Below are 18,096 nucleotides of genomic sequence, written 5' to 3'. Positions count from 1 at the left end.
AGAGCACGGCGACCGCGTCCGGTGGCCGGCCATCGGGCACCGTGACCGCCGCAGCCAGGGTGGGGTCCGGGCCGGGGCGAGCGCCGAAGACCTGTTCCTGATCGCCGGATGAACGGGAAGCGATGACGGCTGACCCAGCCGGGCTCGCGATCGTCTGGGTCCCGCACCGGGCGGCGTGTGCCTGTTCGGCGACTGGCAACGGCCACTGCAAGTGGTCGACCTGGAGTGGACGGCGACCCCGGTCACGCCTGCTCAGCTCGGCCTCCGCCCCCGGCCGCCGGTCGGGTTGGCTCAGGCCCAGGCCGCCCGGATCGCGGCCGATCCGGGCGGCCGGCTGCCGCTGTCGAAGGAGTGGGAGTGGGCGGTCTCGGGCACCGAACGCCGTCCCGACCCGTGGGGCGAAGATGAACCGGACGAGAGCCGGGCGAATCTGCACGACGTCTGCGGGCGGCGCACTCCCCTCGACTCCCACCCGCGCGGGCGGACACCGACCGGTCTGTGGGACATGGCGGGCAACTGCTGGGAGTGGACCGCGTCGAAGACGATCGGCGGCGGGTTCGTCATCCGCGGGGCAACTCCTCTCCGCTGTACGCCAGGTGCACGTTCCCGAACGCCGCGCCGGCCGAGTCCACCTCGCCAGGCATCGGCTTCCGGGTGGGGAGACCCGCGTGATCGGCACCTTGTGATCACGGGCTGCTCCCACCGCAAGGCACCGGAGGCCGGCCGGACTGGTCCTGCTCACCGACCTCCTCGCACTGCCGGAACAGTCGGCTCTGCACTGAATCCCCGACCCACCACGGCTGACCCCAGGCCGCCGCCGTACTCGACGAATGGAGTTGGCCGTGACGCACGCACACCAGCCTCGCGGACACGCTCAAGCCCCAGGCCGTCACCCACCGGTACTTCACGACGGGATCCGCCCAGCACACCGGTCTCGGCCAGCACCAGCCCACCCCCCGCCGACGCCGGTGACGGCCAGGCGCTGTCGGTCGTGATCCACGCCGGCAACACCGACTTCGCCCTGCCGACGGTGCTGGATGCGATCAGCGCCCGGTAGTGCACGGCCGACGTGGAGATGATCCTGGTCGACGGCTCCTCCACGGACGGCACGTTCGACAGCGCCCGCCGGCACCCGGCGGTCACCACCGTGGTGCGTTCAGGCAGCCGACGCGGGCATGGTGCCGCCCTCCCACCTGTTCCCCGACGCCGTGCCTGCGGGGCCGAACGAGTTCCGCAGATGATCCGACGTCAGGAAAGCCAGCAACAGGTCAGCACCGATCCGACTGAACTCTGTCAAACTCAGCCACACCCGCAACCACCACGCCGATCCTGCAACCTCCCGACCCCCACGCAATGTCCCACATCGCCCCCCTTGCAGCGACTACCGGAAACAAGCAGAAGGACCGACTGGCGGCAAAGACAGACGAAGTCAATGGCCTCTATTTCCGCGGGTCAGCGCACCCGTCCGCGTGGCTTGAGGGGCAGCGCGGGGAGTTCCGGGGCGCGGAGCCGGGCGCCGTCGTAGCCGTGGACCTCGCCGAAGCGGGTGGTGGTCATCCAGTCCTCGCGGGCCTGGTTGATCTCCTCACCGGAGCGGCCGATGAAGTTCCACCACATGACCAGCTTCTCCTCGAACGGCTCGCCGCCGAGGAGGAGGACGGCGGCGTCGGTGCGGGCCAGGAGGGGGAGTTCGCGGCGGTCGGTGCCGAGGTAGAGCATGGAGCCCGGTTCGACGCGGACGCCGTCGACGTCGACGCTGCCGGACATGGCGAGCACGGCGTACTCGAAGCCGGGCTCCAGGGGGAGCTTGAGGTCGGCGCCCTCGGTCAGGGCGAGGTCGGCGCCGACCAGGGGGGTGTAGGCAGTGCCGGGGGAGGTCGCGGTGTCGAGGCTGCCCAGGATGACGGTGCCGCGCAGGCCGGGGGCGGTGACGACGGGCAGGTCGGCGTGGTGCTCGAAGGCGGGGGCGGTGTGCCGGTGGGCGTCCGGGAGGGCGACCCAGAGCTGGGCGCCCTCCAGGAAGCGGGCGTGCGCGCGCGGGGACTCCTCGGAGTGGGAGATCGCACGGCCGGAGGTCATCAGGCCCAGCTCGTAGGGGCGGACGGTCTGCAGGCTGCCGAGGCTGTCGCGGTGCAGGACCTCGCCCTGGTGGAGCCAGCTGACCGTCTGCAGGCCCATGTGCGGGTGCGGCGGGACCTGCATGCCGGGCTCGTCGGCGATGTCGTCCGGGCCGTAGTGGTCGACGAAGCACCAGGCGCCGACCATCCGGCGGCCGAGGTTGGGCAGCAGGCGGCGCACGACGGTGCTCTCACCCAGCGGGACCTGGCGTCCGGTCAGCAGTTCGCGGACCGGTCCGGCGCCGGACTCGCCGCCGCAGGGGGTCGGAGCGGGCTTCTGGTTGAGGTTGCTCATGTCGCGGATCCACCACCGTACGGGTCGGGGCCGGCCGGGGCCGTGCGGTCCGGGCCGGAGGGGCGTCGACAATGATCATCCACCATGCGGGGACGGCGCTCCACCCACTCCGGACGGCCGGCCCCCGCTGAGCCGATCAGCCGGCCACCCGCCCCGCCCCGTCAGCCGGCGCCGCGGCCCGCCAGCGCGCGGCCGAGGAAGGCGACCGCGTCCGGCAGGACCTTGCGCCAGTACGCCGCGTCGTGGACCCCGGGGGTGAAGCGGGCCTGGACGGTGTCGCCGGCCAGTTTGCGGGCCGCGTCGCAGAACGGGTCCTCGGTGCCGCACCAGACGCCGATCGGGCGGCCGTGCGGCTGGTCCTGGTGGAGCAGCGGCTCGTTCTCGCGCCAGTCGGCCTCGTCCTTGAAGACGCCCACCGCCTTGGCGTCGCCCCAGCTGCGGAACAGCGCCGGACTGAGCACCGCGACCGGGCCGAAGCCGGCGCCCCGGTTGCGGGCGTAGCGGAGCGAGCCGAAGCCGCCCATGGATATGCCCATCGCCGCGTCGGGCGCGCGCAGCCCCTGCTTGGCGAGCCAGCCCGGCAGCTCCTCCAGCAGCATCTTCTGCGGGTCGTCGCCGGACGGCGTGCGCCGCCAGTAGGTGGCGTCGCCGCCGTCGACGGCGACCACCGCGAACGGGGGGACGCCGGCCGCGATGGCGGCGACCAGGATCTGCGGCAGTCCGAGGTCGGTCCACGCCTGGGCGGTGGCGCCGCGCCCGTGCAGGGCGACGCAGACCGGCAGGTCGGCCGGGCGGGCGATGCCCTCCGGGACGATCGTGATCATCTTCACCGCGGCGCCGTTCCGGGCCGCCGAGTGCTGCTCCTCGCTGCGGAGCGAGGGGACGACGGCCGTGGCGCCGGACGGTGCCGCCGTACCGGTGGGCGCCGTGGCGGGGGTCGTACCGGCGGCGGAGGGCACGCCCGGGCCACCGGAGCCGCCGGACCCCCTGCCCGAGCCGTCCGAACCGCCGGACAGGGCCACCGCGGTACCGGTGCCGACGACGGCGAGGCCGCCGAGGCCGAGGCCCGCCCTGAGCAGCCGGCGCCGCCCGAGCGTCCCGGGGCCGAACGCCCCCGGGCCGAACAAGCCCGTGCGGGCCCGGCCGGTCACGCCGATCACGGGCGGCACGGCGGGCGGCGGTGCCATCACGGGCGGCGGCGGGGCGACGGGGGGCGGCGGCACCGGAACGCCGCCCGCCACCCCGACACCCACCGCTCCGGCACCCACCGCTCCGGCGTGTCCACTCCCCTGCTGGTCCAGGTCCACGGTTCTCCCCTCCGACAGTCAGCCGGCACTGTACGTCGGGCCCGGCCCGCGGGCCGCACCGTGTCCGTCACAGCTGATCAACAACTCGTCACCGCGGCCCGGGGGCGGTGTCCCCGACGACTCAGTGCTTGCAGGCCCACCAGGAGTCCGCGGTCGCCGCGTCCGCGAGCGCGCGCAGCTTGGCGACGGCCTCGGCCGGGTCCTCCGCGCCGTACACCGCCGAGCCGGCCACGAAGACGTCCGCGCCGGCCTCGGCGCAGCGCTCGATGGTGCTCGCGGAGACCCCGCCGTCCACCTGCAGCCACAGTTCCAGGCCGTGCTTGTCGATCAGCTGCCGGGTGCGGCGGATCTTCGGCAGCATGATGTCCAGGAACGCCTGGCCGCCGAAGCCCGGCTCGACCGTCATGATCAGCAGCATGTCCAGCTCGGGCAGCAGGTCCTCGTACGGCTCGATCGGCGTGGCGGGCCGCAGCGCCATGGACGCGCGGGCGCCCTTGGCCTTGATCTCCCGGGCGAGCCGGACGGGCGCGGCCGCGGCCTCGACGTGGAAGGTGACGGAGCCGGCGCCGGCCTCGACGTACTGCGGGGCCCAGCGGTCCGGCTCCTCGATCATCAGGTGGCAGTCGAGCGGCGTGCCGGTGGCCCGGGCGAGGGCCTCGACCACCGGGACGCCCAGGGTCAGGTTGGGCACGAAGTGGTTGTCCATCACGTCGACGTGCAGCCAGTCCGAGCCCCTGACGGCCTCGGCCTCGTCGGCGAGCCTGGCGAAGTCCGCGGACAGGATGCTGGGGTTGATCTGCGCCATTTCCGATGCTTCGCTTCCTACGAGGGTTCCCGGCGCCCGACACGGCCACCTCGCCCCATCATCTCGCGGGGAGCGGGCGGGAACTGAACGGCGAACCCTCCCCGTGACCCGCATCACACCCGCTCGGGGGTTAGCGCGAGCGCCGCCGTGGTCATCAGCCCTGTGAAACCCGTCGTTCGCACCTCCGGCCGCCCTCGCTCCCGCCCCTTTTCCGCCACACTCCCTCCGCGGATCCCGCACCGGAACTCCCCCCGCGGGGCCCGGCCCGCTCCGCGGAAGCACCCCCTCCCAGCCGCCTCACGCAGTCGCGGAACCACCCCCTCCGAGCTCCACAGAAGCACCCCCCTCCCACCCCCCTCACGCACTCTTCGTGCTCACTCCGAGGAAGGTCCTCCGTTGGCCGATCTGGTCCATCCCGCCCGGGCCCTGTGGTGGCTCTTCGAGCCGGTGCACGCCGTCACCTACTTCTCCCCCGAGGGCCGCGCGGCGTTCGAGGAGGCCGGACTGCGCGGCGGCTGGCGCGGCTACTTCGCCGGGCGGGCGGCGCCGCTGGGCGCGGTCGACGCACCGCCGGTGGTCGCCGCGTTCTTCAACTTCGCGCCCTCGATGGTGGAACGCGCCCTGCCGGACGTCTGGAAGCGGGCGGACCCGGACAGCGCCCTGGCGGCCCGGGTCGCGGGCGCCTCGGCGGCGCTCGCCCGGCTGCTGGAGCACGTGGAGCCGGAACAGGTCGAACGGGTGGCCGACCTGCTGGAGCGGGCCGTCGACCGGCTGGACTGCGCGGGCCGGGTGCTGGCCGCCGCCAACGCCGCCGTCCCCCGCCCGGCCGGCCTGTACGGACGGCTCTGGCAGGCCGCCACCGTGATGCGCGAGCACCGCGGCGACGGCCATGTCGCGGCGCTGGTCTCCGCCGGGCTGGACGGTTGCGAGGCGCTGGTGGTGCGCTGCGCGCTGGACGTCCGCCGCGAGGTGCTGCAGCCGATGCGCGGCTGGACCGACGAGGAGTGGGCGGCCGCCACCGCCCGTCTGGTGGAACGCGGTTGGCTGACGGAGCGCGGCACGATCACCGAGTGCGGCCGGATCCGTCACCAGTCCCTGGAGGCCGCCACCGACCTGGCCGCCGCCCGGGTGTGGGAGAGCCATCCGCGCACCGAACTCGACCGGCTCGCCGCCGCGCTCACGCCGATCTCGGCGCTCTGTCGCAGTGCGCTGCCCCCGATCAACCCGATCGGCCTGCCGGCCACCACGGCCTGACACCGAGGACCTGACTCATCGACACCGGACGCCCGGCACCGGCTACTTCGACGGCCAGTGCCGGACGGCCGGGCCGATGGCCGGTTCTCCTCGGCCGCCCGATCCGGCCGCCGCTCAACTCCCCGCGTCCTCCGCCCCCGCCGCCCCCGCCCCCTCCGCCGCCTCCGGCTCTCCGGCCTCGGCCGACCGGCCGTGCGCCGGCGGGCCGAGCACGATCCCGCGCCCCGCGTAGAACCGGTCGAACAGCCGCCAGGGCACGTGCGCGTAGGCCTGTGACTCCCCCGCGAACCCGGACGGGTTGTGGATCACCAGCGCCGTGCCGGTGACGCCCACCGCCAGCACCAGGTGCCCGCCGCGCCGGTGCGGCTCGGGCCCCTCGGGTTCGCGGATCGCGGGGTGCACGGACAGCATCACCAGGCGCCCCGCGGCCACCTCCGCCGCGACCTCGTCGGCCGTCAGCTCCCGCGCCTGCGCGGCCAGTCCCCACCGCTCCCGGACGTACGCGGCGAACGGCGTGTGGATCAGCCCGTGCAGCCGCTCGCCGTCCCGCTCGTACGCACCGGCCGCCAGGCACTCCGCGGCCAGCGGGACCTGCGGCGGCGCCACCCCCCACCAGCGGTCGAGCGCCATCCGCAGGCACGCCACTCCGCAGAGCCGCCAGGACCAGTACGCGTAGTCCTCCGGCGTCTGCGCCCCCGACTGCCCCCAGCGCGGGTCGTCCGCCGCGCCCACCGATCCGTCGATGATCTCCTGTACCAGCTCCGGGGATTCCCACTGCGCGTAGTACGGCACCTCGTGCACCACGGCCGCCCGGCCACCGCTCTCCACCATCCCCCGACGCTCTCACGCCGCCCGGCCGCCACGGGCCCGCGACACACACTCGCTCAGGCCGGGGCCCGGGCGGCCCGCCGGACCCCCGGGGGCCGCCCGGCGTACTACTGCGGCGCTGACCCGGACGCCGTCCCGCCCCCGGGTGTCTCCCCCGGCGCCTTCTGGCCCCCCGCCGCCGAGCGGTAGGCGAGCCGGTCCGACGCCCGGCGCCCCCGGCTCTCCAGCGGCAGCGACCCGTGCGCCCCGGCCAGCCCGAACGGCGGCATGTCGAAGTAGATCGCCTCGTACGACCCCTCCGGCACCATGTACGTCTCGTGCCAGAGCCCCACGTGCCCGCGGACCTTCCCGGCGCGTATCTTGCGGTTCACCATCCCCCACACCTTGTGGTGGAAGGCGTCCGGCGCGGACGCGTAGGCGTACAGCTTCTCCTTGGACTCCCAGTACTGGACGATGTAGTACGTCCGCGGCGAGGCGGTCAGGAGGATGCGGCCGCGCAGGCCGCGCTCCGGCTCCTTGGCCAGGTCGTGGAGCATCCGGAACATCGCCGCCATCACCGGCATCCAGTGGTGGACGGCCCAGAAGCGGTTGATGCGCATCCCGATCAGCAGCACCACGGTGTCCCCGGTGACGGCCGCGGTGGTGTATCCCGGAGTCGGTTTGGCGAACATGCGTGCCCCCAGCTCTCTGCTCCACCTATGTAATCGGTGATTACATCAGCGAGCGGGAGTCCGGTCAAGGCTCCGCGTGCCATCAAATCCGCTAGCGGGAAAGGTCGTTGCTGATCAGGACTGACGCTCGGTCAGCTCCGGCCGGCGATCCCCTGGCCGAAGGTGTCCAGCACCTGCACCGCCAGCTCCTCCGCCTTCTCCGGCGGCAGGTACCCGTCCAGGATCATCTGCGCGAGCCCGTAGACCAGCGCCTGCCCGGCCAGGCCCACCAGGGCCGGGTCCCCGGGGCGCAACCGGCCCGCCTCCTGGTCCGCGACGATGAAGCCGGTGAGCGCCTCGTCGATCCCGGCGAGCCGCTCCCGCAGCTCCGGCTGCCGGGAGGCGGTGAACACCCGGGAGCGGACCAGCTCGAACCGGTGCGGGTGATGGATGGTGTAGCGGACGAACCCCAGCCCCATCGCCTTCATCGCGGGGCCCTCGCTCCGCCGGATCTCGGCCAGTTGCCACCGTTCGAAGTCGGCCAGCACCTGGTCCGCCAGCTCGGTCAGCAGCGCCTGCCGGTCGGGGAAGTGCCGGAACGGCGCGCCCGGGGACACGCCCGCCCGCCGTGCCACCTCCCGCATGGTGACCTTCGCCTGTCCCTCCTCGTCCAGCAGCGCCAGCGCCGCAGCGACCAGCGCCGTGGGGAGGGACCCGTGGTGGTAACTACTGCGCTCGGCAGGCCTTTCCGTCATGTCAGCCAGTGTTACCACAGCCCACCGGGGTGACCGGCGGGTACGCCGAAGGCCCGCGGCCCACGCGTGCGCGCCGCGCCGAAGCCCTTCGCGCCGCGCCCGGGACCGGGGCACGGCGCGAAGGGCGCGACGAGCGGGATGAGACGAGAGGGACGGGACGAGTGACACCGCGCCAGAGGCCGGCCCGTCCTACCAGGCGTAGTCCTCCGGGGCGGGGCGGTGGCCGGGGAAGATCTCGTCCAGGCGGTCGAGGGTCTTCTGGTCGAGCTTGAGGTCCAGCGCGGCGACGGCCGCGTCGAGGTGGGCGGCGGTGCGCGGGCCGATGATCGGCGCGGTGACCACGGGGCGGCTGAGCAGCCAGGCGAGGGCGAGGTCGGCCGGGTCGGCGCCGAGTTCGGCGGCGAAGTCCTCATAGGCCTGGATGCGCTCGCGGTTGGCCTCCAGGACCTCGCTCGCGTGGCCCATCGCGCCGCGGACGGCGGCGCCCTCGCGCAGCTTGCGCAGCACGCCGCCGAGCAGACCACTGCGCAGCGGGGACCACGGCAGCAGGCCGAGGCCGTAGTGCTGGAGGGCGGGGACGACCTCCAGCTCGATCGTGCGGTCGATCAGGTTATAGAGGGACTGCTCGCTGACCAGGCCGAGGAAGTGCCGGGAGCGGGCCGCCTCCTGGGCCTGGGCGATGTGCCAGCCGGCGAAGTTGCTGGACCCGACGTAGATGATCTTGCCCTGGGCGACCAGGACCTCCATCGCCTGCCAGATCTCCTCCCAGGGCGTGTCCCGGTCGATGTGGTGCATCTGGTACAGGTCGATGTGGTCGGTGTTCAGGCGGCGCAGGCTGGCCTCGACGGCGCGGCGGATGGCGAGCGCGGAGAGCCGGCCCTCGTTCGGCCAGTCGCCCATCGGCGCGTACGCCTTGGTGGCGAGCACCGTCCGCTCGCGGCGGCCGCCGCCCTGGGCGAACCATCTGCCGATGATCTCCTCGGTGCGGCCCTTCTGGTTGCCCTCCTCGTCACGGCCGTAGGAGTTGGCGGTGTCGAAGAAGTTGATGCCCCGCTCGTGGGCGGTGTCCATGATCTGGTGGGCGTCGGACTCCGTGGTGTGCGGGCCGAAGTTCATGGTGCCCAGGCAGAGTCGGGAGACGGTCAGGCCGGTACGGCCGAGATGGGTGAACTCCATGCTGCCCACCATCTGCCGCACCGGCCCCGCTGTCCAGCACATTCCCCAGACCGGATAGCGGGTCCGGCGGGTCCGGCAGGTCCGGCAGGTCCGGCTGGTATGGCGCCAGGCGCCGGGCGAACCCCGCACCGGCCAGGGCAGTCCGGGACAACACGGGCCGGACGCGACACCTCAGGCGTCGAAGCTGCTGCGCGAGGTCTCGATGTGGTCGAGGTTGCGGCGGGTCCAGTCGCACATCCGGTGGACGGTGTCGCGCAGGCCCAGGCCCGGCTCGGTGAGCGTGTACTCGACCCGCGGCGGCACCACGGGGAACACCCGCCGCTCCACCAGGCCGTTGCGCTCCAGCATGCGCAGGTTCTGGGTCAGCATCTTGTGGCTGATGCCCTCCACCTCGGCACGCAACTCACTGAACCGCAGGGTGCGTTCACCCACGGCCTCGATGATCAGGAGCGCCCATTTGTTGGCGACGTCCGAGAAGATCTCCCGCGCCAGGGAGTCCGCCCGCCGGAGGTCGGCTTCCTCGGCCGAGTCGCCGAACTGCTTGGTCACCATGAGGTTCCCCCGTCACTGGAAAGTGCGTTCTTCCATGTCAGAACTCACTCTCCTATGGTTCCTGAGTAACCACAAGTGACCACGGACGGCGCGGGACCGGGGCGGGGCAGGCCCGCCCGACCCTGCGCGACGAAGGCGAAGGAGACCGGCACCATGGCCATCACCCTGCTGAATCCCACCGGACTGCCGGAGATCGGCGCCTACCGGCAGGTGTCGATCGCGACCGGATCGAGGCTGGTCTTCCTGGCCGGGCAGGTCGCCTGGGACGCCGACGGGGTCACCGTCGGCGCGGGCGATCTCGCCGCCCAGGTGGAGCGGTGCTACCTCAACGTCGCCACCGCGCTGGCCGGGGCCGGCGCCTCCTTCGACGACGTGGCGAAGCTGACCGTGTACGTCGTCGACTGGACCCCCGACAAGCTGCCCCTCTTCCTGGCGGGAGTCGGCCGCGCGGCCGCCGCACTAGGCGTCACCCCCGTGCCGCCCGGCACGCTGATCGGCGTCGCGGCCCTGGACGTGCCGGAGCACCTGGTCGAGGTGGAGGCCGTCGCCGTCCTCGACTGACCGGCCCGGCAGCACGGATCGGCCCCGACCCGCCACCACCGCCGACCGGCCCCGCTCCCCCGCCCCGGCTCCCGCCCCCCGCCCCGGTCCCGCTCCCCCGCTCCGACCCCGCTCCCGCCCCCGCCCCCGCCCCCGTAAATCGTTCGTGGCCGGGCCGCCCCGCGCCGTACCGTGGGCCGGTCGATGATCTTGGCCGCCGGGTGCGGTCGCACGTGGAGGGACGGACCGATGCAGCAGCACCAGGGGTGGGCCGACGAAGGGTTCGGGGCGGTCGCCGACGCCTTCGCGCGCAACTACGCCGGCTTCCCCGAACTCGGCTCCGCCGTCACGGTGTTCGCCGGCGGCCGCAAGGTGGTCGAGCTGTGGGGCGGCGTCGCGGACGAGCGCACCGGCCGGCCGTGGGAGGCCGACACCGTCGTCCCGGTCTTCTCCTGCGCCAAGGGCCTCGTGGCGATCTCGGTCCACCTCCTCGCGCAGCAGGGCCTGCTCGACCTCGACGCCCCGGTGAGCCGCTACTGGCCCGAGTTCGCGGGCCCGGACGCCGATCCGAAGCGCACGGGCCGGTACGACAAGGACGCGATCACCTGCCGGATGGTCCTGGGCCACCGGGCCGGGCTCCCGGCCCTGGACGCCGCGCTCTCCTTCGAGGAGATCGCCGCCTGGGCGCCCGTCGTCCGCGCCATCGGGGAGCAACAGCCGCTCTGGGAGCCGGGTACGACCTTCGAGTACCACGGCCACGTCTTCGGCTTCCTGCTCGGCGAGGTCGTCCGGCGGATCACCGGCCTCACCCCGGGCGCCTTCTTCCGCCGGACCATCGGCGAGCCGCTCGGGCTGTCCGCCTGGCTCGGCCTTCCGCCGTCCGAACTCGGCCGCCTGGCGCGGCTGGTGGAGGCCGAGGGCCGCCGCCCGCTGCCCGGCCCGGAGCACCTGCTGACCCGGATCGTGACGATGAACGGCGCGCTCGTCTTCCCCGGCCTGGACGAGCCGCGCGGGTGGAACGACCCGGCGCTGCACGCCGTCGAGCTGCCGGGGGCGGGCGCCGTCGCCTCCGCGACCGGTCTGGCCGGCCTGTACGCGGCCGCCGTCACCGGCGTCGAGCGCCCCACGGGCGGGCGGAGCGAGCGGCTGCTCTCCCCGGCGACCGTCTCCGACGCCGTCCGTGAACTCTCCTCCGGCCCCGGCTTCCTGGGCTTCGACCTGGGCGCCCGCTGGGGCTCGGGGGTCCTGCTCCCCTCGCCGTCGTTCCGGCCGATGCTCGGCGCCCGCAGCTTCGGCAACGACGGCGCCGGCGGCCAGTTCGCCTTCGGTGACGACGAGTTCGGCATCGGCTTCGCCTACACGGCGAACCGCATGATCGGCCACGGCGACGCGCGGGCCGATCGCCTGGTCGAGGCCGTCCGCGACAGCCTCGGCGACTGACCACCTCACCTTTGCGCGCGGGCCCCGGCGCACGGGGGCCCGCGCGGCTGCGCCCGTACGCCCCCTTCCGGCCTGACGCGTCCATGACTAGAGTCCCGGGCACACGCCGTCGAACCGTGGAGAGCCCCTCATGTGCAGAAGACCGAGCCCCACCGGAACCGCCGCCGCCACCCCCGGAACGCCCGACACCCGAGCCGTCCCCGACGCCCTCGCCGTCCCCGACACTCCCGGTAAGCCCGCCACGTCCGGCACGCCCGGCACGCCCGACTGACGCCGCCACCCCGCACCTGGCCTCCGCCCCCTCTCCACCGCTGCCCGATCGGACCGGGATGACGGGGGGTTAGCCCTACCCTCACCTGGGCGGACAGCAGGATCGCCCCGGACGGTCGCCCCTGGACATGCTGGGACCAGCACCTACCGCTGGATTCCCGACGACCACCCAGGAGTTGCCCCGTGCGCGAGCAGGCATCGCAGAGGTTCCGTTCTTCCGACCGGCAGCAGGGCGGTGGCCGGCGCAGGGCCCTGCGGGCCGCGGCCGCCGTGGCCGGGGGCGCCATGACGATGGGGCTCCTCGCGGCGCCCGCGGCCTCCGCGGCCTCCGGGACGTCCGCGACCTCCGGGACGTCCCGGCCGGACGCCGTCCAGCAGGGGCTGACCGCACTGCTGCGGTCGGACGGCACTCCCGGTGCACTGGCGAGCGTCACCGACCGGTACGGCCGCACCCGCACCTACACCGCGGGGGTGGGCGACGTGACGACCGGCGCGAAGGTGCCCGACGACGGACAGGTCCGGATCGGCAGCAACACCAAGGCCTTCACGGCGGCGGTCATGCTGCAGCTGGTCGGCCAGCACAGGATCGACCTCGGCGCCAAGGTCGAGGACTACCTGCCGGGCCTGGTCCGCGGCGAGGGCGCCGGGGCGGGCATCGACGGGAACGGCATCACCGTCCGCCAGCTCCTCCAGCACACCAGCGGACTCCCCAACTACAGCAAGTACCTCGACGACGACGTCCGCTACTACGACCCCCGCGAGCTCGTCGGCATCGCGCTCCGGCACCCGGCCGACTTCGACGCGGGGAAGGGCTGGGCGTACAGCAACACCAACTACGTGCTGGCCGGCCTGATCGTCGAGAGCGTCACCCACCGGTCGCTCGCCACGGAGATCGAGCGACGCATCATCAAGCCGCTCGGCCTGCGCCACACCTACTTCCCCGCCCCCGGTGACGCGACCATCCGGGAGGCCCACCCCCACGGCTACTACCGGGACGAGGCGGGCGCCCTGGTCGACATCACGGACATGGACCCCTCCTGGGGCTGGGCGGCGGGTCAGCTGGTCTCCACCAACTCCGACCTCAACCGCTTCTACAGCGCGCTGCTGACCCCCGGCCGCCTCCTCCTGCCCGAGCAGCTCCGCCAGATGCAGGACACCGTTCCCGCCGAGGAGACCTTCGGCCCCGGCGCCGGTTACGGACTGGGCCTGGTGAGCATGCCGCTGCCGTGCGGCCCCGGCGTCTACTGGGGTCACGGCGGCAGCTTCCCCGGGTTCGAGACCCGGGGCGGCGTCACCACCGACGGCCGGGCCGCCAACGTGGCGGTGACCGTCCAGCTGACCGACCAGCCGTCCCGGTCCCGCGTCGACGACGTGGTGCGCACGGCCCTCTGCCGCTGACCCGCACCGGCCCGCACCCGGCCCGGACCCGGCCCGGACCACCCGCCGGCCCGTCACCCCAGGAAGCCGGCCCACGCCACCCCGGGAAGCCCGGCCCGGACCACCCGCCGGCCCGTCACCCCAGGAAGCCGGCCACCGTCGCCACGAACCGGTCGGCGTCGTCCAGCCACGGGTAGTGGCCCGCCCCGGGCTGGACGACCGGCTCGGCGTCGGGGAACAGTGCGGCGAACTCCGCGACCGGGCGCGGCGGGCTGTTCAGGTCGAACTCCCCGGTCAGCAGCAGCGCGGGCGAGGGGAGGGCGGCGAGCGCCGCCCTGGTCGCCCCGGGGGTGAAGGCGCCGTCGGCCGCGAACCGCGCGACGGCCTCCGGGTTGCCGGGCCGCCCGGCCTCCTGGACCTGGCGCGCCGCCGCGTCCCACCGCCCGTGGAAGAACGGGTCGACGGCCGCCCAGTCGGTGCCGGTCCCCTCGGTGATCGCCTCCAGCGCGGCGTACGCCGCCGGGAACCACGGCTCGCCGCTGCGCAGCCGCGCCACCTCGCGTCGGGTCCCCCCGTCGATCTCGATGCCGACGGCCCGCGTCCCGGGGCCGACGAGCACCAGCCTGCGGACGTTCGCCGGGTGGCGGGCCGCGTACTGCGTGGCGATGTTCGCGCCGGCGGAGTGGCCGAGCACGTCGACCCGGTCGAGTGCGAGGTGGCGGCGCAGGGCCTCGATGTCGTCGACGAGGCGGTCGCAGCGGTAGGAGGCGGGATCCTCGGGGAGGGCGGACCGACCGGTGCCACGCAGGTCCGGGACGATCAGCCGGTGGTGCGCGGACAGGCCGCCGAGGTCGCCGAGGTAGCGGGAGTCCGCCGGACCGCCGGGTATGCAGAGCAGCGGGTCGCCGGCCCCGTGGACGCGGTAGGCGAGTCGGGTGCCGTCGGGTGCGGAGTAGGTGGGCATGGCAGGGATCATGGCACTCATAACCAGGTTATACAACCCGGTTATGGGCAGCGCCGCCGCAGGTGTATAACCGAGTCATGGCAGGCGAGCGCGACACCCACCCGACGTACGAGGCCCTCACCGAGGACCAGGCCGAGCGGATCATCGCCGGCATGAACGAGGTCATCCGGGCCGGTGAGGAGATGCGGACCCTGCGCACCGAGATGATCCAGGTGCTCGTCGGCCTCGGCTGGAGCCAGAGCAGGATCGCCCGGCTCACCGAGATGAGCCAGCCGGCCGTCTCCAAGCAGGTGGCCAGGCACGGGAGCGGCGAGCCGCACCCCCCGCTGGACGTCTCGCTCGACCAGCACGACACGCCCTGGCTCGAAGGGCGCCTCTGGGGCCTCGCCGAGGAGGTCTCCGAGACCCTCGACGACCGCGCCCACTGCACCCGGCACGTCACCGCACTCGCCCGGGGCCGCAAGCGCTTCACCCCCCAGGGCGTCGACGAGCTGCGCCGGCTGCTCGAAGAGGACCTGCGGGTGCACCGGGAGCGGCTGCCCGCCGGCCACCGCGCGGCCTACGACGCGATCAGCCGGGCCCTGGACGTCCCCGCCGCGCGCACGGCGCCTCCGGCGGGTTCGCCGAAGACCGCCGCCGCTTCCGCCTCGGTGCGCCGCGCCCTCGCCCACCAGGTGCAGCGCGACCGGCTGCGGGGCGGCGACGCAGGGGATCCCGCGCAGAATTGACCCACCGAATCCCCTACGGAAAGCACCATCTCGCGGGCCGCATCCGCTCCTAGGCTCGGACGCATGACACCCGTTCAGATCCCCCAGCGCATGAACCTCTCCGCCGTCGCCCCGAAGGTCTTCAAGGCCGTCCTGGCCCTGGACGCCGCCTCCCGCCAGGGCCTCGACTCGGTCCTGGTCGAACTCGTGCAGATCCGCGCCTCGCAGCTCAACCACTGTGCCTACTGCATCGATTACCACACCGGCGACGCCCGCCGGGCGGGCGAGCGCGAGGAGCGCATCTACCAGCTGAGCGCCTGGGAGGACTCCAGCCTCTTCACCGCCGAGGAGCGCGCGGCGCTCGCCCTCACCGAGGCGGTGACACTGCTGCCGCAGGGCGTCTCCGACGCGGTCTACGACGAGGCGGCCGCGCACTTCGACGAGAAGGCGCTGGCCCAGCTCATCGCGCTGATCTTCACGGTCAACACCTGGAACCGGATGAACGTCGCTACCCGCAGGACGCCCGGAGCCGCGTGAGGCGCTCCGCCGAGTCCCACCCACGGGGGCGGAGTTCCGGCGGGACCGCAAACATCCTTCCCTCCATCAGGCGAACCAGCGCCCGACAGCTGTTCGTGGACGCAGCACCCTGCGACTCTTCTCCCGGCACCGAGTTCCGGTGCGTACGACCTTTGGAGACGAAGCATGCAGAACCCGGCCCCGGCCGCCTCCCGCCGCCGTCCCGCCGGCCGCCCACCGCGGTCGGCGACCATCACGGGGCGTGCGCGCTATGGGTGCACGCCCCCCACGCGCGCCTCACCCCAGGATGCGCGGGAGGGTCACCCGCACCCATTCCTCCGGCTGCGACAGATGCGGAGCGTGACCGGCGCCCGCGTACAGGTGCCGCTCCGCCTTCGGCAGCGCGAGATCGATCATGTCCAGCACCTCGCCGTACATCGGCGCGTTGTCATCGCTCTGCGTGAGCAGCGCGGGCTCGGTGAAACGGGACAGCGCGGTCAGGTCGAGGTCCAGCGCGTCCGGGTCCCGCAACTCGTCCAGGTACGTCGGGGCGTTGCGGATGTAGGTGTGCCGGATCGGCGCGGGCAGCTGGGCCCACGCCCCCGGACCGAAGGCGAGCGTCTCCACGAACAGCTCCGCCGCGGCCGCCGACTCCGCCTGCTCCAGCAGCTCCCGCACGTCGGCGATCCGGCCGGCGAACGCGGTGGCGATGGGCCGCAGGTCCGGGTCGGCCAGCAGCATCGACGTCCCGGGCGGCTCGTGCACGGCGACGCCGCGCACCAGGTCCGGGCGGGCGGCGGCGAGGCGCAGCGTGATCAGCGAGCCGTAGGAGTCCCCGCAGACGAAGACGGGGGCGAGACCGAGGCCCTGGATCAGCCCGGCGAGGTCGGCCGCGTCCTCGTGGACCGAGCCCTGGGTGAGCAGGTCGTCGCTGCGGCTGTGCCCGCGCCGGTCGTAGGCGACCACGGTGGCCTGCTCGGCCAGCCCGGGCACCACCCGCGCCCAGCTGTCGGCGTCGCTCCAGGACCCGTGGACCAGCACCACGCCCGGCCCGGCACCCCGGGCCTCGTAGTACAGCGACACCCCGTTCACCTGTATCTCGGCCATCGCGAGCCTCCCGACCGCGGTCGTGCTCCAGCCCCTCTCCGACAAGCCTGACACACCCGTGTGGGCACCGGTCGGATCAGCGGACCGAACACCGTGCCCCGACCGGGAGGCGGTGACGGAGCGCTGTTCCCGCCCTGCGGTGGCCCCTCCCCGGGGCCCACCGCCGCAGCTCTCACCGAGGGTGACGGACACCGGGCGAGCGGCCCCGGCCGCCACCGGCGACCGGTCCGTGAGGAGCAGGGCCGGCGGGCCACCCTGGAGGAGCAACCGCCCCTCGCCGACGGCGGCACGGGCGTCCGCCATCGACCCCCACATCCGCTCGAACCCGCCCTCACCGGGCACCGGCTCCTGCGGGCCGACGGTCAGGCCACGGGCCCCGAGGAGGTGGAGCCGCGCCGTGGAGCCCGGCACGATGGCGTACGAGCCGAGCGGGCGCCACGCTTCGGCGGTGATCCCGACTTCCTCGCGAAGCTCACGCCTCGCGCACCCCTCGGGGGTCTCCCCACGCTCCTGGCGCCCGCCGGGGAGGAACAGGTACGCGCCACCGTGCAGAGGAGACGGGGCGGTCGGTACGGCGACCAGGCCTCAGGAGTCACGGGCGACGACGACCGCCGCGTGTCGGGTGGGCAGCTGCGTGTCGGACATGCGCGGCTCCATGGGCTACCCCCTCTCCTGGTGGCGGCGGTCGAGGAGGGTGTCCGACCAGGTGACGCCCCGCATCAGGGCGGCGGCGAGGGTCGTCCACCAGACGACCCGGGCGGTGGCGGGCTCACCGGGGCCGACCAGGGCCGCGGCGACGAAGGCGAGCCCGAGGCTGATGACGAACACGACTGCGACGGCGACGAGTTCGGCGGTCGAGGGGCGGTTGGCGGGGCGACCGGCGGAGCCGGCTCGCGGGACCGGATGACCTTCGCGCGAGGCGTGATCACGTCCGGTGAGGATGCGGCGGCGGTGCTTGGGACGGCGGCGGTGCTTCGCTCGGCACTGCATGGTGCTCAATTCCTGAGAAGGGGAGGCGGATCGGCGTCCGCGAGCAGGACGCGCACCCAGACGCGCTTGCCCGCTCCGCGACGCACGACCACGCCGAAGTCGAAGGCCAGCTCCCGGACCAGCTCGATCCCGCGCCCGCCCTCGTTGAAGCGGCGCGGCCGCCGCTCCTGGAGCGGCAGGTCGTAACGCGGGTCCCACACCTCCAGGCGGCAATCGCCGCCGAACTCCTGGAGGTAGATCCGGACTTCACCGTGGCCCTGGCAGGCGTGCACCACGGCGTTGGTGACGAGTTCCGAGGTGATCAGGACGAGATCGTCGACGCGCTCGCCCTGCCACCCCCACTCGGTGAGTCGTTGACGGACCTGATGGCGAGCCGTCCGCACCGAGCCCGCGTGCTCGGTGAGGACTGCTTCCCAGGTCTGGAGGACAGGTCTGCTCAAAGTGGA

The 18,096-nt window shown here is 73.8% G+C and carries 19 protein-coding genes and 1 pseudogene; 7 read left to right on the top strand and 13 right to left on the bottom strand.

Annotated features, from left to right (window positions below):
* Nucleotides 1-175 precede the first annotated feature (175 nt).
* Nucleotides 176-1,057 carry a formylglycine-generating enzyme family protein gene (locus ACFWA9_RS03175; RefSeq protein ID WP_380382658.1) on the top strand — a complete coding sequence of 294 codons (882 nt, stop codon included), beginning with the start codon at nt 176-178 and terminating at the stop codon, nt 1,055-1,057.
* A gap of 395 nt (nt 1,058-1,452) precedes the next feature.
* On the opposite strand, the gene ACFWA9_RS03170 is transcribed toward ACFWA9_RS03175, so the two are convergent.
* The 3 genes from ACFWA9_RS03170 to rpe all read right to left on the bottom strand — a co-directional run bounded on the left by ACFWA9_RS03170 (nt 1,453) and on the right by rpe (nt 4,524).
* Nucleotides 1,453-2,412, bottom strand: a complete 960-nt coding sequence (locus ACFWA9_RS03170) for a pirin family protein (RefSeq protein ID WP_380382656.1) — start codon at nt 2,410-2,412, stop codon at nt 1,453-1,455.
* Between the two features lie 161 nt (nt 2,413-2,573).
* A complete protein-coding gene (locus ACFWA9_RS03165) occupies nt 2,574-3,719 on the bottom strand; it encodes an alpha/beta hydrolase (RefSeq protein WP_380382654.1) in 1,146 nt (381 codons plus the stop codon).
* 121 nt (nt 3,720-3,840) lie between these two features.
* Complete coding sequence (rpe, locus tag ACFWA9_RS03160; protein ID WP_352290819.1) at nt 3,841-4,524, bottom strand: ribulose-phosphate 3-epimerase; 684 nt, start codon at nt 4,522-4,524, stop codon at nt 3,841-3,843.
* 396 nt (nt 4,525-4,920) lie between these two features.
* Between rpe and ACFWA9_RS03155 the strand changes: the two genes are divergently transcribed.
* Entirely contained in the window at nt 4,921-5,778 is an 858-nt protein-coding gene (locus ACFWA9_RS03155) for a hypothetical protein (RefSeq protein WP_329486721.1), read from the top strand.
* 114 nt (nt 5,779-5,892) lie between these two features.
* On the opposite strand, the gene ACFWA9_RS03150 is transcribed toward ACFWA9_RS03155, so the two are convergent.
* From ACFWA9_RS03150 to ACFWA9_RS03130, 5 genes are all read right to left on the bottom strand, one after another.
* Entirely contained in the window at nt 5,893-6,609 is a 717-nt protein-coding gene (locus ACFWA9_RS03150; protein WP_380382651.1) for a C39 family peptidase, read from the bottom strand.
* Between the two features lie 104 nt (nt 6,610-6,713).
* Entirely contained in the window at nt 6,714-7,277 is a 564-nt protein-coding gene (locus ACFWA9_RS03145) for a DUF4188 domain-containing protein (RefSeq protein ID WP_380382649.1), read from the bottom strand.
* 131 nt (nt 7,278-7,408) lie between these two features.
* Nucleotides 7,409-8,011 (bottom strand): TetR/AcrR family transcriptional regulator, encoded by a 603-nt coding sequence (locus ACFWA9_RS03140; RefSeq protein WP_380382647.1) that lies wholly within the window; start codon nt 8,009-8,011, stop codon nt 7,409-7,411.
* A gap of 189 nt (nt 8,012-8,200) precedes the next feature.
* Nucleotides 8,201-9,187 carry an aldo/keto reductase gene (locus ACFWA9_RS03135; protein WP_352290815.1) on the bottom strand — a complete coding sequence of 329 codons (987 nt, stop codon included), beginning with the start codon at nt 9,185-9,187 and terminating at the stop codon, nt 8,201-8,203.
* A 171-nt stretch (nt 9,188-9,358) separates the two neighbouring features.
* Nucleotides 9,359-9,739, bottom strand: a complete 381-nt coding sequence (locus tag ACFWA9_RS03130; protein WP_380382645.1) for a winged helix-turn-helix transcriptional regulator — start codon at nt 9,737-9,739, stop codon at nt 9,359-9,361.
* A 153-nt stretch (nt 9,740-9,892) separates the two neighbouring features.
* Between ACFWA9_RS03130 and ACFWA9_RS03125 the strand changes: the two genes are divergently transcribed.
* The 3 genes from ACFWA9_RS03125 (at nt 9,893) to ACFWA9_RS03115 (ending at nt 13,387) form a co-directional block, all read left to right on the top strand.
* Complete coding sequence (locus tag ACFWA9_RS03125) at nt 9,893-10,300, top strand: RidA family protein (protein WP_380382643.1); 408 nt, start codon at nt 9,893-9,895, stop codon at nt 10,298-10,300.
* Between the two features lie 228 nt (nt 10,301-10,528).
* Nucleotides 10,529-11,719: a serine hydrolase domain-containing protein gene (locus ACFWA9_RS03120; protein ID WP_380382641.1), complete on the top strand. Its 1,191-nt coding sequence runs from the start codon at nt 10,529-10,531 to the stop codon at nt 11,717-11,719.
* A gap of 453 nt (nt 11,720-12,172) precedes the next feature.
* Entirely contained in the window at nt 12,173-13,387 is a 1,215-nt protein-coding gene (locus ACFWA9_RS03115; RefSeq protein ID WP_380382639.1) for a serine hydrolase domain-containing protein, read from the top strand.
* 115 nt (nt 13,388-13,502) lie between these two features.
* On the opposite strand, the gene ACFWA9_RS03110 is transcribed toward ACFWA9_RS03115, so the two are convergent.
* On the bottom strand, nt 13,503-14,330 hold the full coding sequence (locus tag ACFWA9_RS03110) for an alpha/beta fold hydrolase (RefSeq protein ID WP_380382637.1): 828 nt from the start codon (nt 14,328-14,330) through the stop codon (nt 13,503-13,505).
* A 77-nt stretch (nt 14,331-14,407) separates the two neighbouring features.
* Between ACFWA9_RS03110 and ACFWA9_RS03105 the strand changes: the two genes are divergently transcribed.
* Nucleotides 14,408-15,058, top strand: a complete 651-nt coding sequence (locus tag ACFWA9_RS03105) for a sigma-70 family RNA polymerase sigma factor (RefSeq protein ID WP_352290809.1) — start codon at nt 14,408-14,410, stop codon at nt 15,056-15,058.
* A 63-nt stretch (nt 15,059-15,121) separates the two neighbouring features.
* Nucleotides 15,122-15,574 carry a carboxymuconolactone decarboxylase family protein gene (locus ACFWA9_RS03100; RefSeq protein ID WP_380382635.1) on the top strand — a complete coding sequence of 151 codons (453 nt, stop codon included), beginning with the start codon at nt 15,122-15,124 and terminating at the stop codon, nt 15,572-15,574.
* 276 nt (nt 15,575-15,850) lie between these two features.
* On the opposite strand, the gene ACFWA9_RS03095 is transcribed toward ACFWA9_RS03100, so the two are convergent.
* From ACFWA9_RS03095 to ACFWA9_RS03080, 4 genes and pseudogenes are all read right to left on the bottom strand, one after another.
* A complete protein-coding gene (locus ACFWA9_RS03095; RefSeq protein ID WP_352290807.1) occupies nt 15,851-16,660 on the bottom strand; it encodes an alpha/beta hydrolase in 810 nt (269 codons plus the stop codon).
* Nucleotides 16,661-17,086: 426 nt separating this feature from the next.
* Nucleotides 17,087-17,194, bottom strand: a pseudogene (locus ACFWA9_RS03090) (NUDIX domain-containing protein); the annotation flags it as partial.
* A 126-nt stretch (nt 17,195-17,320) separates the two neighbouring features.
* Nucleotides 17,321-17,488 carry a hypothetical protein gene (locus ACFWA9_RS03085; RefSeq protein WP_380382633.1) on the bottom strand — a complete coding sequence of 56 codons (168 nt, stop codon included), beginning with the start codon at nt 17,486-17,488 and terminating at the stop codon, nt 17,321-17,323.
* 167 nt (nt 17,489-17,655) lie between these two features.
* Nucleotides 17,656-18,090 (bottom strand): ATP-binding protein, encoded by a 435-nt coding sequence (locus tag ACFWA9_RS03080; RefSeq protein ID WP_359836564.1) that lies wholly within the window; start codon nt 18,088-18,090, stop codon nt 17,656-17,658.
* Nucleotides 18,091-18,096: the final 6 nt, after the last annotated feature.

Origin of the sequence: Kitasatospora sp. NPDC059973, assembly GCF_042737525.1 — a bacterium.
GTDB lineage: Bacteria > Actinomycetota > Actinomycetes > Streptomycetales > Streptomycetaceae > Kitasatospora.
This window is presented reverse-complemented; position numbering and strand designations above follow the sequence as displayed.